The following is a 12,569-nucleotide window of genomic DNA, read 5'->3' on the forward strand; positions in this document are numbered from 1 at the left end:
ACTCTAAATCGCATAACAGAACTCCCGCAGGGCACTAACTGACTGCGGAAGCCTCTGTTGTAGCAGCGTGTCTAAATATTCATCAACTGTCTTGGGTGGATTTTTAAGGCTGCTGCGCTGTCTTTCTGCTGCTGCACAGATCGTTGCTGGGTTAAGGTCAAGCAGTTGTAGGATAAACTCATCCGGATGCTGAGCTTCAACGCCATACGGTGCGAGTGCTTGCTCAGGGAAGTCCTTTAAGTTAAAAGTGACTATAACGCTGGCATTACAGCGAATTGCCGCTGCCAGAACATGGCGATCGCCTGGATCTGGAAGTTGCAACCCTGAGATAATTGCTTCGTAACCTGTTACAACGCAATCTCGAACATTTGCATTCATTAGATTTTTAGTTCTGCTGAGTTGTTCGAGTGTGAGATCGGAACGGTTTTTTAGAACATTTCCGATCCACTCGTTGTGAATCTCATCTGTCCAACGCGCCCTAAACAAGTCAGTTAGCGCAAGTTGCATTAAGAAATCGCGAAGTGGTGCTGGATATAAGACACAAGCATCATAGACAGCAGTGAAATTTGCCACGCTTCACTCATATCCCATGTTAAGTTCTTGAGCTTCGGCAACAAGTTGATCGAGGGTTTGCATCCTTGCCGCGTCAATTTGGTTTTTGTAGTGAATTAAATCTTGGTAACGCACTCGTCGGCGAGTCCCAACTTTACGAAAGGGGATTTCTCCAGACTCTAACAACTGTACTAAATAGGGGCGGGAAACATTCAGAATGTCAGCAGCTTCTTGAGTGGTGAGTTCTGCGTGTATTGGGATCAACGTTACGGCGTTACCCTTCGCCATCTGAACCAAAATGTCAACGAGCAGGCGAAAAGCTTCTGTTGGTATGGCAACAGCCTCGCCCATATTGTCATCTTTCATCACCCTGATTGTGCGGTAGGGTTCCGTGTTCTGTATATAGGATGCCAAAGCCCGGCTACTGTCTCTAGCAAGAGTAGCGTCGTTTTCCGTAGGTGCAAGTGGTGGGGCGTTTCGATACGCAGAAAGTGTCATGGATATCCGCCTCTTACTATCTAATTCAACAGCGTGTCCTACTTCTCTAAAGGAGGAGTCGGATTGCAATCTAGTATCATGATAACCAATATGCGAAACGAACGCAATAGACGAAACAAACGAAAGTAATCTTTTTTGTGAGCGCACTGCAATAAATGAGCTGCCAAAATTGAAGGGTGACAGTTGGATAAGCAACGCGCATTTACGATCAACCAATTCATTGAGAAACAAATTCTCGCTCGCGTGAATAAGGTGAGTGAGGAGCAACATGAAAAATTACCGCCAAAATCTAGTGAAGCGACGAGAATTTATTATCAGTAATTTATTGAAATAAAAACTAAAAAGAGGAGGGATGCTGCCAGCAGCATCCCTCCTTAATATTCCAATGCGAATTCAGCGCATTTAAGCTCAATTAACGCTTTTCTGCATACCCTCCAGCATAGGTAATTACGCACATCGTCCTATACTTCTTATGCGGCCCACAAGCGACCCCGCTTACGCGGAAATCTGGCTTAAAAATGTTAACTCTGTGGCCCCTATCGGGAACCCCATCATCAATGATCAACTGCATCACAACTTTGCGGGCGTCATCCGGGCCATAACTGATATTTTCGCCTACAACTTTTTGCCAAGCTCCATATTTGTTGATTCTATCCCAAGGTTTGCTGCCATTGCTGCCATTATGTCCCGTTGCACCTTTTGGCCCCTGATCTTTGACATGATCCCTCGCGCCCAAAGACATCCCCCTGGAAGCAGTAATGGGTGGCAGCGGCTTAGCTGATTTCAAATAGTTAATCGCCTCATCGACTGCTTTAACTCCTTCCTGGGTGAGTATTGGAATTTGGCCGGGAAGTTCAAATCTATTTCCCTTGTAATACTGCCTGATTTTCTGCATCTGGGCTGCATAAGCAGCGGGATTTTTTCGCGCTAGGTTCGTTTCATCAATGATGCCTTTTTCAAAGGCTGAAAGCGAAGCTGAAGCACCAGCTTGAGCCAATATTTCAGAATTCTGATTAGGTAATTTTGCTGTCACTTGTTGACGATTTGCCGGACTAATTTGATTGCCTTGTACAGAAATGGCAGGCGTTTGAGAAAAAGCTGCTAACAACCCCACTGGGGCGATCGCAAGTAATCCAATCGAGCGCATGAATAACCTCACTTTCTTTGATTTGTGCGTGCGCGTAGCCTTCGCATAGCGACGCGAATGCGCGGATTCGGCTGCCCCAACAGCATCGCGGCTTTAAGAAGTCTGCCGCTTATTGTTCGATGCATTCCCCTTTTGTGTGGGGCTAACGCGCCCGTAAGAGCTTTTGTCGGATTTATCCAACTACAGGTTCCTGACGTTCAGTTTGTTATAACTCTTATTTTGCACTATTATTCCAGCATTGACGAGTATGAGATGCGATATAAAATGGATCTTAATTTTTTCCATAAGTTTGCTGAAATCCAGCAATTAAAGTTGCCCAATTCAATGCTTATCTGCTAAAAAAATATTGCGATCGCGCAGTATCATTCCCAGCCAATGGATATTTTAAGCGTCCGTTAATTCCACTCAAAAACCCGTTAATATCTAGTACAGGCTCGCTGCTCATTTTGTCTTCAATCTCGCTAGTGTAGCCGAGTTAATATTCCCTAGAAAGCGATCGTGCTATCATCGCTACGGCCAATCTGATGGTATATTTCTGGCAAGAGCGATCGCAAAGTAAAACTTACAAAGAAACAGAAATATAAATTTATGCGTTCCCAGAAACTAACAACCGCATTAAAAGTAAGCCTAGCCGCAGCTACAAGCATTTGCGCGATCGCCACTTGCAATCAAATAGCCGGGGCTGCACCACCCAATATCCCGCCGCCTACTGTAGCGCCACCGCCAAATATCGCCCCACCCACAGTAGCGCCGCCGCCGAATATTGCCCCGCCCACAGTAGCGCCACCGCCGAATATCGCCCCGCCCACAGTAGCGCCACCGCCGAATATCGCCCCGCCCACAGTAGCGCCACCGCCGAATATCGCCCCACCCACAGTAGCGCCACCGCCGAATATCGCCCCGCCCACAGTAGCGCCACCGCCGAATATCGCCCCGCCCACTGTATAGCGGTGATATGTGGGATTTTAGGGTGGCTTAAATTCTTTTGTAGAGAATTTATCTTCGCGCGATCGCCCCGGCTATCAACCCGCAAGCCTTGGCTAGCAACAACAATTTCAACGCCCCTGTTGGCGCTTGGGGTGGGGTAAGCATTAAAAAACACAGATATGAGGGATGGGTGTGAGATATCCTTAAAAAATCAGAGATACGCCGGATAAAGTGAGCATGAAGCTGGCAGCAAGAGTGGGACAGGTAACGCCTTCGTTAACGTTGTCGATCGCAGCGAAAGCCAAGGCGATGAAGGCAGTGGGGATTGATGTTTGTAGTTTTAGCGCGGGGGAACCAGATTTCGACACCCCAGCGCATATCAAAGCCGCTGCTAAGAAAGCGCTAGATGAGGGCAAGACTAAGTACGGTGCAGCTAATGGCGAACCCAAATTAAGGGAAGCGATCGCCCGCAAGCTGCTACAGGACAATCGTCTTTGCTACGGGCCTGAGAATGTCCTTGTCACCAACGGTGGCAAGCATTCTCTTTACAACCTGATGATGGCGCTAATTGAGGCAGGCGATGAGGTAATTATTCCATCTCCCTACTGGCTGAGTTATCCAGAAATGGTCATACTCGCAGGCGGTACGCCAGTACTCTTGCCGACAGACGCCTCGACTGGTTATAAAATTACCCCAGATCAACTCCGCAAGGCTATTACGCCCCGGACTAAGTTATTTGTCCTCAATTCCCCTTCTAATCCAACTGGGATGGTGTACTCGCCAGAGGAAGTGCAAGCGATCGCGGAAGTCATCGTTGAAAAAGATATCTTAGTTGTATCTGACGAAATTTACGAAAAAATTCTCTACGATGGAGCCATACACGTCAGTATTGGTTCTTTCGGTTCAGAAATTTTCGACCGCACAATTATCAGCAGCGGGTTTGCTAAAGCATATTCGATGACGGGATGGCGAATAGGCTATTTAGCGGGGGACGTTGAGTTGATTAAAGCTGCGGGTACAATCCAAGGTCACAGTACATCAAATGTCTGTACTTTTGCTCAGTATGGAGCGATCGCAGCTTTAGAAAGTTCTCAAGATTGTGTCGAAGAAATGCGCCTCGCCTTTGCCCAAAGGCGTGAAGTGATGTACGAGCGTCTCACTGCTATCCCTGGTATTAATTGCTCTAAACCAAATGGAGCTTTCTACCTGTTTTTTAATATTAGCGAGACTGGTTTAACTTCTCTTGAATTCTGCGATGCGCTACTAGAAAATCAGCAAGTTGCTGTTATTCCCGGTATTGCCTTTGGCGCGGATGACCACATCCGACTTTCTTACGCCACTGACATGATATCGATTGAGAAAGGGATGGACAGATTGGATAAATTTGTGCGATCGCTTTAGTAGTTTGTAGGGTGGGCGCTGCCCACCTTTGATTAAATTCGCAAGTTTGTAGAATCTCCCAACTTGAATATCCTAATTTAAGTAACCAGCGAGCGCGCTTTCACCAAAACAAAAGCGCGCTCGCTCGTTTTCAACTTCCTAATAACCTACATTATAGTTCAAATAAGTATTTTAAAATGCTGATAGCTGTTATCCTGAAATAAAATCTTGTTCTTGGTTATCAATTGCCTTTAAATTCAGAAATTTAGTAATAAAATCAGCGGTTTCTTGTGTCTGTTTTTTCTTGGAGCCTGGGTTAGGGTGGTAAGGAGTTAGAGATAGACGCTTGCCAGAAGCCAGCACCAAGCTGATTCGATAAATTTTACCGCTCCGGGTGTGTCGTTCTTGCACCTGCACATCAACAATTTCTCGAAGTGGTTTCTCTATAGTTTTAGTGACAAGCCACCACTGTTTTTTTGTAGTCATGGAACCAAGGGTTTTATCAAAACGGCAGGTCACAACTGCGCCCTCAAATACAAACCACACTAAATTTAAACCAAAAAAAGCGCATATAACCCAGCCAGTTTTGAGATCTCCTTCCTCTACTGTTAAAGATTGTTCGTCAGGTTTTTTTACAAAAGAATTGATCTCAGAGGCCATCCATTTAAGTTGCGTGTACTGCGCTGTAGCGTGGTAACTACGAATGAAAGGAAATGGAACCTCACCTTGGCTTGTAAGTAACACAACTCGTGGCTCTGGGTTGCCATTACTATTATTAACTTTATTAAATCTAGCTCCCTGTAATTCTTTCAGTGGAATAGTTTTAACGTGCGATTGCAGCAACGTTGAGCTTACTAGCTGACAATTGCCTCCACTCGGCTGCGATCGCACGCAAGTGAAGGTGTTAGTCTTACTAATAGGGAACACGATAACGAAGGCCATTACCAGCCCTCCTACTAGAGAAAGTCCTCCATATATCCATAAGTACCAGGGTCGGAATCCGAGTGTCAGTTGAGTAGGGGTTTTTTGTAGTATTTCCATCAGTTTATCTGCGGTTAGCATTGCTCTTGACAACGCCGCAGTTTGCTATATATTCATCTTTAATGTATGCAGATACAAAGCGCGATCGCACTTTTGCGGAAAACGCGATCGCACTCATAATATTCTTTTGCTCACCCCCTTATTTCAAACCCCCGCAACCCTTCTGCTGCTTTGTAGTCAACCGCCACATCTTCAACCTTGGCGGCTCGCGGCCCTTTATGGCACCATTGGATCATCTGCGACAGAGTTGCCATATCTCCTTCAAATACCGCTTCTACCCTACCATCAGGCATATTACGCACCCAACCGCTGACTCCCAGCTTATTAGCTTCGTGCATAGTTGAGAAACGATAGCCAACTCCCTGAACTTTTCCAGAAATAAAAACGTGGGCGTGAATATTGGGGGGCAAAGGATTATCCATTGACTGCTTTGGTGTAATGTTATCTTGCGTCTCAATCAGATTTTAAGCGTTATACCAATTTTTTAGTAGGTCACAACAGCTCCGCTAAGTGTATGGTATATTGTGAATCGCGAAAGTTTAAATTAACTGATAAATCCTTATCAGAGATTGTAAATTAAATGCTTCATGTCATACAGCGATTAATTACAGCAATCTTAACTATTCCCGCTACCCAAGATTGGATTTACGCAGCTTTACTGCTATTAATATATGCAGTGATTTCCTTGCCAATCGGGTTAAAATATCGATTTATTCAATTTGATATTCAATCCTCTAGGAAAATTGTAGCTGCTGTCATGCTTGGAGCTTTGGTTATGCCTGGAATAACAGAAGAGTTATTTTTTCGCGTTTTACTACTCCCTCATCCCACAGAAAATGCTTCCTTAGCAGCACAGTTGATCTGGGGAAGTATTAGTTTGATAGTGTTTATTGTTTACCATCCTCTGAATATTTTCGCACCCGGACACGATGTAACTTTTAGAAATCCAGTATTCCTTTTATTAGCAGCGCTTTTAGGTATAGTCTGTACTGTCTCCTATTTGCAAAGCGGCTCTTTATGGCCTCCCGTTGTAATTCACTGGCTAATAGTAGTAGTCTGGCTACTACTATTAGGCGGATATAGAGAACTGCATGGGTAAATTGCTAAGTTTCCCCGCCTCACCCAGCCTAGTTTAATCTAAATGAATTAAGCGTTTTTTGAATAGTTCCCAAAAAAGTAGAATATTTGCCGACCTCTGCGGTATACGTCAGCACGTATATTTTCTTGTTTTTAATCGTATAAGTTTGCATCCACTTTAGGTTAAATTTACCTTGCTTGCCAGTAAATACTATTTGATTTGCCGGACTGTTACCTAAAGTTGTAGTTTTAGAACTGATAAGTTTAAAGTCTGAGAGCATTTCCTTCATTTGTTGGGTACCTAACTTTGTAGCTTCAGCCAAAGTTGCAGGTCTTGCTAAAGGTCGTACAAGTATATTTAAGTTTTCTTGAAATTTATCCGCATTACTTTCTTTTGGTGATAAAAACATAACCAAAAGACCCGTAATTTGTTCTTGTTTCCTCCAAGTGCGCGGATACTGTATGCTCAATTTAAATGCAGCGTTCTGATAAGTCGATAAATTAGGATTAGCTGCCCTTGCCAGCTTTTCAATAACTTTACCCCTATTTGCGTCTGTAGCTTGCACTGCTGGTGTAACTCCAGCGATGGCTATTACCCCCATAATTGCCAAGCTGCCTAATGTCCTCTTGTGCATATATTTAGTGCTTTGTATGGTGTAGATTTACCTGTAAAATATACAAGAAACGCTGTTAACCGAGCTGAAATGAGCCACGATTGAGTTCTTGTATCCTTCTATATTACCTTTGCCATGTCTAACTTACCGCCGCTGAATAATGAGACGATTTGGGACATTATCAACGATAAGATTGATGATGCAATGGTCAACCAGTTAGTCTGGGACTGTCTGGGTTATAGCTACGACAACTCATCTCAACAGTGGGATATAAATAACGTGGCATCAGAATGGCGTGAGGAGTATCCAGAACCTCCTAATTTTATTGAAAATCGCCCTCCCACTGTAAAACTTACTCGTTCTATTCCCCCCGAAAATAAGCAACTATTGAAAGAAGAACTGGGTTTTAAAGGCTATAAAGTGGGTGAATTTGGCCCCAGACAAACTCGCCGTGCAACGGTGGCAAATTGGCTGTTGAGTTATATGAAACAAAAGCGGGAAACTAGCGATCGCTGAACATCGTCTTAGTGGCTTAATAATGCCTATTACCAGCCATGAAGACTATTAATATTCCTCGGTCTAGATCGCATCGTCTGCTATTTCATACGGGAAAAGTGTTAGCGATCTCTACCGTCAGTGCGAGTCTCAGTTTGCTTCCTTACGCGACGGGAGCGATCGCTCAATTTCCAGGTGAATGCAACTATTATGGGTGTTATCCTCCCACTATTTATACAGGAGATTGCCCAGACGGCTACTCTAGACCAGTCTTGGTGGAGTTTGTCGCTAGAGGCGATGATTGGGGAGGCGTGTGGTTGAATAAAGACCTAGTGTTTCAACCTACAAATTTCAATCGCAGGCAAACCTTTAATTTTTGTCCTGGAGCCTATAGACTAATATTCACTGGTGCTACAAGATTCCAAGTGTGGGCGGCGGGATACTTAGATGTCGGTCGCACCAACGTGCTAAGAATTGCTTTTTCTAAAGATGGCACAGTAGAAGTTTCAGGCGATCGCAATGCTTGGCTACCTGATGAAAATATTGATTCTGTAGAGGTTTGGCGGCGTTAATAAGTTTAAGGTTCATCTAAGTAGAAAGAAACTTCATATACCCGATTTCTTTAAGAAGTCGGGTATCTCCCCTTCACTGCTATATGCGGCGATCGCGCCATCAGCAACGGTACATCATCTACGTGAGGGATGTTTGTAAATAAAGCGATCGCCTAAGCTGAAAATTTCAGTTAATTAGGGCGATCGCGCCCCATTTACCCCAGGCTAATTATTATCTTTCTTTTACTTTTGTTTTGTTCAAGAATTAACCATCCGCATTGATTTGAGCAATCAACTCTTTCAAAACATCATCAGCTTTATCATTATCAATTTGGCAAGTTCCAGCATTGGCGTGACCGCCGCCATCATATTTAAGCATCAATTCCCCTATATTTGTCTTTGAAGTCCTGTTGAAAATAGACTTGCCAACAGCAAAAACTGTATTTTGTTGCTTCAATCCCCACATTTGGTGAATTGAAATATTGCACTCAGGGAACAAAGCATACAACATAAATCTGTTCCCTGCATAAATCATCGGCTCATTTCTTAAATCTATAACAACCAAGTTGCCATAAACTTTTGAGCATCTTTCTAATTGATCTTTAAATTTCTCTTCTTGCTCCATGTAAAGGTCTACCCTCTCCCTTACATCCGGCAATTCCAAAATCTCATCTATCGCATGATTTTTGCAGTAATCAATTAGCTGCATCATCAATTGATAGTTCGATACTCTAAATTCTTTAAACCGACCTAAGCCAGTTCTAGCATCCATCAAAAAGTTTAACAGTACCCACTTTTCGGGATGCAAAACCTCATCCATCTCAAATTGGGCTGAATCTGCTTTATCAACCGCTTCCATCATTTCTGATGAAATTTCCGGAAACTTATCCGCACCACCAAAATAGTTATATACAACCCGCGCTGCTGACGGCGCATCTGCCTCGATAATATGGTTATCTTTGATTTCTTGATTTCTAATAGTTTCGCTAGCGTGGTGATCGAAGGCTAAATGAACGCCTTCCACATAAGGCAAATTTGTTGTAATATCATTTTTGCTTATTTCAATTTTTCCATCCTGCATATCTTTGGGATGGACGAATTTAATATCGTCAATCATATCCAGTTCTTTTAATAAAACTGCACAGACAAGTCCATCGAAATCACTGCGCGTAACTAATCTGTATTTTTGAGCGGTTGTTGCCATAACCACACCTCTGATTTTCTAAATGGACGGGGAGTTATCAGGGACAATATAACGTATTCCACGATTTGTTTCCATAATGCCGACTGACCCTTACGCTTGGATAGAAGAATCCCTCGCTACAATTCACCGCGCTGACTGGTATCGATCGGTACAGGCTATCAATGAGCGTCCTGGTAGTACAGTGATGCTGGAAGGACGCGAAGTTATCAATTTTGCTAGTAATGACTATTTGGGTTTGGCTGGAGACGATCGCCTGATTCAAGCGGCGATCGCAGCTACTAAAGAATTTGGTACGGGTGCGACTGGTTCTAGATTACTCAGCGGACATCGCGAATTGCATCGGCAATTAGAAAGTGCGATCGCCTCTCTCAAACAAACTGAAGATGCGCTTGTATTCAGTTCCGGCTATCTGGCAAACTTAGGCGCGATCGCTTCTCTTGTCGGAAAACGCGATTTAATTCTCTCTGACCAATACAATCACTCTAGTCTCAAAAATGGTGCAATCCTCAGTAGCGCAACAATCCTCGACTACCCTCACTCTGATATCGAAAATTTAAAAAACCAACTGCATCAACACCGCCAACAATATCGCCGTTGCTTGATTATCACCGATAGTGTTTTCAGCATGGATGGCGACGTTTGTCAATTGCCAAAATTATTAGATTTAGCTGAAGAATTTAGTTGCATGGTGTTAGTAGATGAAGCACATGCTACAGGAGTTTTAGGAGCAAATGGTGCCGGGTGCGTAGAACATTTTAGGTGTACTAAAAAGCCAATAATTCAAATCGGCACGTTAAGCAAAGCATTAGGAAGTTTGGGAGGATATGTAGCAGGAACAAAAGCCTTAATTGACTTATTGCGTAACCGCGCCCCTAGTTGGATTTACACTACAGGACTTTCCCCAGCCGATACAGCCGCCGCCCTAACAGCGATCGCTATTATCCAACAAGAACCATCACTCCGCGCCAACCTGTGGAAAAATGTAGCGTACCTGAAACAGCTAATTTCTCAACAATTGCCACAACTAAAATTGTTGCCTTCTGAATCTGCTATTCTCTGCTTTCAATTAAACAATCCAACCGAAGCACTAAAAGTTGGGCAAAAGTTAAAAGATGCAGGAATTTTTGCCCCCGCAATTCGTCCGCCAACAGTACCAACAAGTCGGATTCGCATTTCCATGATGGCGACTCACGAAATAGGGCACATTGAGCGATTAGTGGAAGCATTGAGCTATATTAATTAAGCAAAAAAATCTCACCTCCAACCCTTTTTCTGGCAGGAGATGGGCTGGGAGTGAGGAAAAAATATTGCCTTTAAATTATGCCCAACTACTTAATTAGTAGTTAAGAGACGCGACAAATTGTAAGTTTAGACAATGTTATCCCGACGGTCAATAATGGTGACATTAGGGGCAGGGTTAGAAATTTTGTAATCGCTGTCAACAGTTGCGGTTGGTACTTCCCGATTGTCGCTATCTACAGTTTTTGTAGTATCAGGTGCATCGTAAATCCCCCATTCTTGAATACCGCGATCGCTCAGAACAGCTTCGGCACGAGCAATTTCTTCATCCTTGCCATCTACCATCACCAAATACTTGCCGCGAGACACCAACTCGTTATAAACTTTGGCTCGTTCTTCAGGAATTCCCAAACCAATAAATCCACCAACCAAACTACCAGCTAAAGCGCCAAGTGCGCCGCCAGTGAGAGTAGTAGCAAGCGCGGTGGCTGTAGCACCAGCGATCGCAAGAGGGCCAACTCCAGGAATCGCCAACGCACCCAAACCAACTAATAAGCCAGTTAAAGTTCCCAAAGCACCGCCAGCAGCAGCGCCAGTCATAGCACCTTCATCAATCTTGCTGTCGTCAACGCGATCGCCCACGTGAACGCCAGCTATTTCATCCTCTTTGTCTGTATGGCGTGCGAGGATAGAAACTTTGTGCATCGGAAAATCAGAATTTTTCAGCGCGTGGAGTGCATCTTCCGTCTCTTGACGGTTAGAAAATACACCAACAGCTAGCTTACTTTTGCCTAAACTCGCGTCAGGGGTAGCAGCGGTCAGTGGGTAAGGAACGGTATCCATTCCCATCCCCAAGCCACTAACACCAGTAGGGTAAGCGTTTGCAAACCCAACAGGGAGATCGAATGTTGGAGCATCATACACGCCCCAATCCTCAATTCCGCGCTGACGCAGCATTGGTTCGGCACGATTAATTTCTTCTTCAGTGCCATCTAGCATGAGCAAATAATCGCCATTATGCAGGCGATCGCTGTAGATTTTGGCTAAGTCTTCAGAAACCCCCAAACTCAGCAATGCCGCCAGCATACCGCCCGTTGCTGCGCCAATTGCTCCACCCACCAAAGTTTCGCCCAGAAGCGCTGCCAAAACGCCCCCTGCCAATATGGGGCCGAATCCAAAGATTGTCAACAGACTCAGACCGCCTATTAAGCCAAATAAGCCACCTGTAGCAGCGCCTGCAACTGCACCTGCTTTAACGCCATCTGTAAGTCCATCGCCAGATTCGTCTTGAACATCAACCCCAGCGATCGCATCTCGACTTTCCGCATGCTGTGCGACTATAGAAACTTTTTGCATGGGAAAGCCCGAATTCTTCAGTTCGTTGAGGGCTTCTTCCGTCGCTGCACGACTGGTGAAGACGCCAAAGGCGCGTTTGTCTTGCGCTAAAGCCATGTTTTTATCCTCCCGTTTAAAGATAAATAACGTTGCAAAAATATTTAAGTTTTTTGTAATTATTGCTTTTCCTACTTTATTCACGTTTTTATCATGGAAATCATCACCCTGGAGGCGTAAACTACAAATTTCTCAAGCCAAACAGACTGGTGAGATATTTATACGACTTACACAACCGCCTTTTCATTTGCTCGAAACGGCTGCGGGGACAGGGATGCGCTGAAAATTTCCGCCCACGTTTTTTCCTACTTCTGTAAGCAGCCTGTTAAGTAGGAGAATTGAATTAAATCGTGTCATCTTGTACGTTATTTGAGGAAAGAAAGCCAAGATTAATAAGGATTTGATGGGGACTGCTTGCGCTTTACCCATCCTACAAATAATTAAGCGGATGA

15 protein-coding genes are annotated in these 12,569 nt (G+C 44.2%); 5 read left to right on the forward strand and 10 right to left on the reverse strand.

All coding sequences use genetic code 11. The features are described 5' to 3' along the window. Positions 1 to 3: 3 nt before the first annotated feature. The 5 genes from H6F77_RS15020 to H6F77_RS15040 all read right to left on the reverse strand — a co-directional run bounded on the left by H6F77_RS15020 (position 4) and on the right by H6F77_RS15040 (position 3,138). A complete protein-coding gene (locus H6F77_RS15020) occupies positions 4 to 573 on the reverse strand; it encodes a VapC50 family PIN domain-containing toxin (protein WP_190489496.1) in 570 nt (189 codons plus the stop codon). 3 nt (positions 574 to 576) lie between these two features. Then, positions 577 to 1,050, reverse strand: coding sequence for a helix-turn-helix domain-containing protein (locus tag H6F77_RS15025; protein WP_190489497.1), 474 nt, complete (start codon positions 1,048 to 1,050; stop codon positions 577 to 579). Positions 1,051 to 1,462: 412 nt separating this feature from the next. Further along, positions 1,463 to 2,197, reverse strand: coding sequence for a CAP domain-containing protein (locus H6F77_RS15030; RefSeq protein WP_190489498.1), 735 nt, complete (start codon positions 2,195 to 2,197; stop codon positions 1,463 to 1,465). A gap of 485 nt (positions 2,198 to 2,682) precedes the next feature. Continuing rightward, positions 2,683 to 2,844 (reverse strand): hypothetical protein, encoded by a 162-nt coding sequence (locus H6F77_RS15035; protein ID WP_190489499.1) that lies wholly within the window; start codon positions 2,842 to 2,844, stop codon positions 2,683 to 2,685. A gap of 21 nt (positions 2,845 to 2,865) precedes the next feature. Next, on the reverse strand, positions 2,866 to 3,138 hold the full coding sequence (locus H6F77_RS15040; RefSeq protein ID WP_190489500.1) for a hypothetical protein: 273 nt from the start codon (positions 3,136 to 3,138) through the stop codon (positions 2,866 to 2,868). Between the two features lie 223 nt (positions 3,139 to 3,361). Here H6F77_RS15040 and H6F77_RS15045 point away from each other — a divergent pair, with 223 nt between their 5' ends. Beyond that, positions 3,362 to 4,525, forward strand: coding sequence for a pyridoxal phosphate-dependent aminotransferase (locus H6F77_RS15045; protein ID WP_190489501.1), 1,164 nt, complete (start codon positions 3,362 to 3,364; stop codon positions 4,523 to 4,525). A 189-nt stretch (positions 4,526 to 4,714) separates the two neighbouring features. Here the strand turns inward: H6F77_RS15045 and H6F77_RS15050 are convergent, their stop codons facing one another. Both H6F77_RS15050 and H6F77_RS15055 read right to left on the reverse strand, forming a co-directional pair. Continuing rightward, positions 4,715 to 5,545, reverse strand: coding sequence for a hypothetical protein (locus tag H6F77_RS15050; protein WP_190489502.1), 831 nt, complete (start codon positions 5,543 to 5,545; stop codon positions 4,715 to 4,717). Positions 5,546 to 5,676: 131 nt separating this feature from the next. After that, a complete protein-coding gene (locus tag H6F77_RS15055; RefSeq protein WP_190489503.1) occupies positions 5,677 to 5,967 on the reverse strand; it encodes an acylphosphatase in 291 nt (96 codons plus the stop codon). 158 nt (positions 5,968 to 6,125) lie between these two features. Between H6F77_RS15055 and H6F77_RS15060 the strand changes: the two genes are divergently transcribed. Then, a complete protein-coding gene (locus tag H6F77_RS15060; RefSeq protein ID WP_190489504.1) occupies positions 6,126 to 6,644 on the forward strand; it encodes a CPBP family glutamic-type intramembrane protease in 519 nt (172 codons plus the stop codon). Between the two features lie 28 nt (positions 6,645 to 6,672). Here H6F77_RS15060 and H6F77_RS15065 read toward each other — a convergent pair whose 3' ends face one another. After that, a complete protein-coding gene (locus tag H6F77_RS15065; RefSeq protein ID WP_242022178.1) occupies positions 6,673 to 7,224 on the reverse strand; it encodes a PsbP-related protein in 552 nt (183 codons plus the stop codon). 147 nt (positions 7,225 to 7,371) lie between these two features. On the opposite strand from H6F77_RS15065, the gene H6F77_RS15070 reads away from it, so the two are divergent. Both H6F77_RS15070 and H6F77_RS15075 read left to right on the forward strand, forming a co-directional pair. Continuing rightward, positions 7,372 to 7,752, forward strand: coding sequence for a DUF1823 family protein (locus tag H6F77_RS15070; protein ID WP_190489506.1), 381 nt, complete (start codon positions 7,372 to 7,374; stop codon positions 7,750 to 7,752). A 38-nt stretch (positions 7,753 to 7,790) separates the two neighbouring features. Next, entirely contained in the window at positions 7,791 to 8,303 is a 513-nt protein-coding gene (locus tag H6F77_RS15075) for a hypothetical protein (RefSeq protein ID WP_190489507.1), read from the forward strand. 244 nt (positions 8,304 to 8,547) lie between these two features. On the opposite strand, the gene H6F77_RS15080 is transcribed toward H6F77_RS15075, so the two are convergent. After that, positions 8,548 to 9,486 carry a DHH family phosphoesterase gene (locus tag H6F77_RS15080; protein WP_190489508.1) on the reverse strand — a complete coding sequence of 313 codons (939 nt, stop codon included), beginning with the start codon at positions 9,484 to 9,486 and terminating at the stop codon, positions 8,548 to 8,550. Positions 9,487 to 9,562: 76 nt separating this feature from the next. On the opposite strand from H6F77_RS15080, the gene bioF reads away from it, so the two are divergent. Further along, positions 9,563 to 10,729, forward strand: a complete 1,167-nt coding sequence (gene bioF / locus H6F77_RS15085) for an 8-amino-7-oxononanoate synthase (protein ID WP_190489509.1) — start codon at positions 9,563 to 9,565, stop codon at positions 10,727 to 10,729. Between the two features lie 125 nt (positions 10,730 to 10,854). Here bioF and H6F77_RS15090 read toward each other — a convergent pair whose 3' ends face one another. Continuing rightward, entirely contained in the window at positions 10,855 to 12,177 is a 1,323-nt protein-coding gene (locus H6F77_RS15090; RefSeq protein WP_190489510.1) for a general stress protein, read from the reverse strand. Between the last annotated feature and the right edge of the window lie 392 nt (positions 12,178 to 12,569).

This window comes from Microcoleus sp. FACHB-831, from assembly GCF_014695585.1.
In the GTDB taxonomy this organism is placed as follows: domain Bacteria; phylum Cyanobacteriota; class Cyanobacteriia; order Cyanobacteriales; family FACHB-T130; genus FACHB-831.

What these genes read in the sequence shown, in the direction of transcription:
- H6F77_RS15025 (WP_190489497.1), bottom strand. Translation starts at nt 1,050, where the DNA reads ATGACACTTTCTGCGTATCGAAACGCCCCACCACTTGCACCTACGGAA.
- H6F77_RS15030 (WP_190489498.1), bottom strand. Translation starts at nt 2,197, where the DNA reads ATGCGCTCGATTGGATTACTTGCGATCGCCCCAGTGGGGTTGTTAGCA.
- H6F77_RS15035 (WP_190489499.1), bottom strand. Translation starts at nt 2,844, where the DNA reads ATGCTTGTAGCTGCGGCTAGGCTTACTTTTAATGCGGTTGTTAGTTTC.
- H6F77_RS15045 (WP_190489501.1), top strand. Translation starts at nt 3,362, where the DNA reads ATGAAGCTGGCAGCAAGAGTGGGACAGGTAACGCCTTCGTTAACGTTG.
- H6F77_RS15050 (WP_190489502.1), bottom strand. Translation starts at nt 5,545, where the DNA reads ATGGAAATACTACAAAAAACCCCTACTCAACTGACACTCGGATTCCGA.
- H6F77_RS15055 (WP_190489503.1), bottom strand. Translation starts at nt 5,967, where the DNA reads ATGGATAATCCTTTGCCCCCCAATATTCACGCCCACGTTTTTATTTCT.
- H6F77_RS15060 (WP_190489504.1), top strand. Translation starts at nt 6,126, where the DNA reads ATGCTTCATGTCATACAGCGATTAATTACAGCAATCTTAACTATTCCC.
- H6F77_RS15065 (WP_242022178.1), bottom strand. Translation starts at nt 7,224, where the DNA reads ATGGGGGTAATAGCCATCGCTGGAGTTACACCAGCAGTGCAAGCTACA.
- H6F77_RS15070 (WP_190489506.1), top strand. Translation starts at nt 7,372, where the DNA reads ATGTCTAACTTACCGCCGCTGAATAATGAGACGATTTGGGACATTATC.
- H6F77_RS15075 (WP_190489507.1), top strand. Translation starts at nt 7,791, where the DNA reads ATGAAGACTATTAATATTCCTCGGTCTAGATCGCATCGTCTGCTATTT.
- H6F77_RS15080 (WP_190489508.1), bottom strand. Translation starts at nt 9,486, where the DNA reads ATGGCAACAACCGCTCAAAAATACAGATTAGTTACGCGCAGTGATTTC.
- bioF (WP_190489509.1), top strand. Translation starts at nt 9,563, where the DNA reads ATGCCGACTGACCCTTACGCTTGGATAGAAGAATCCCTCGCTACAATT.
- H6F77_RS15090 (WP_190489510.1), bottom strand. Translation starts at nt 12,177, where the DNA reads ATGGCTTTAGCGCAAGACAAACGCGCCTTTGGCGTCTTCACCAGTCGT.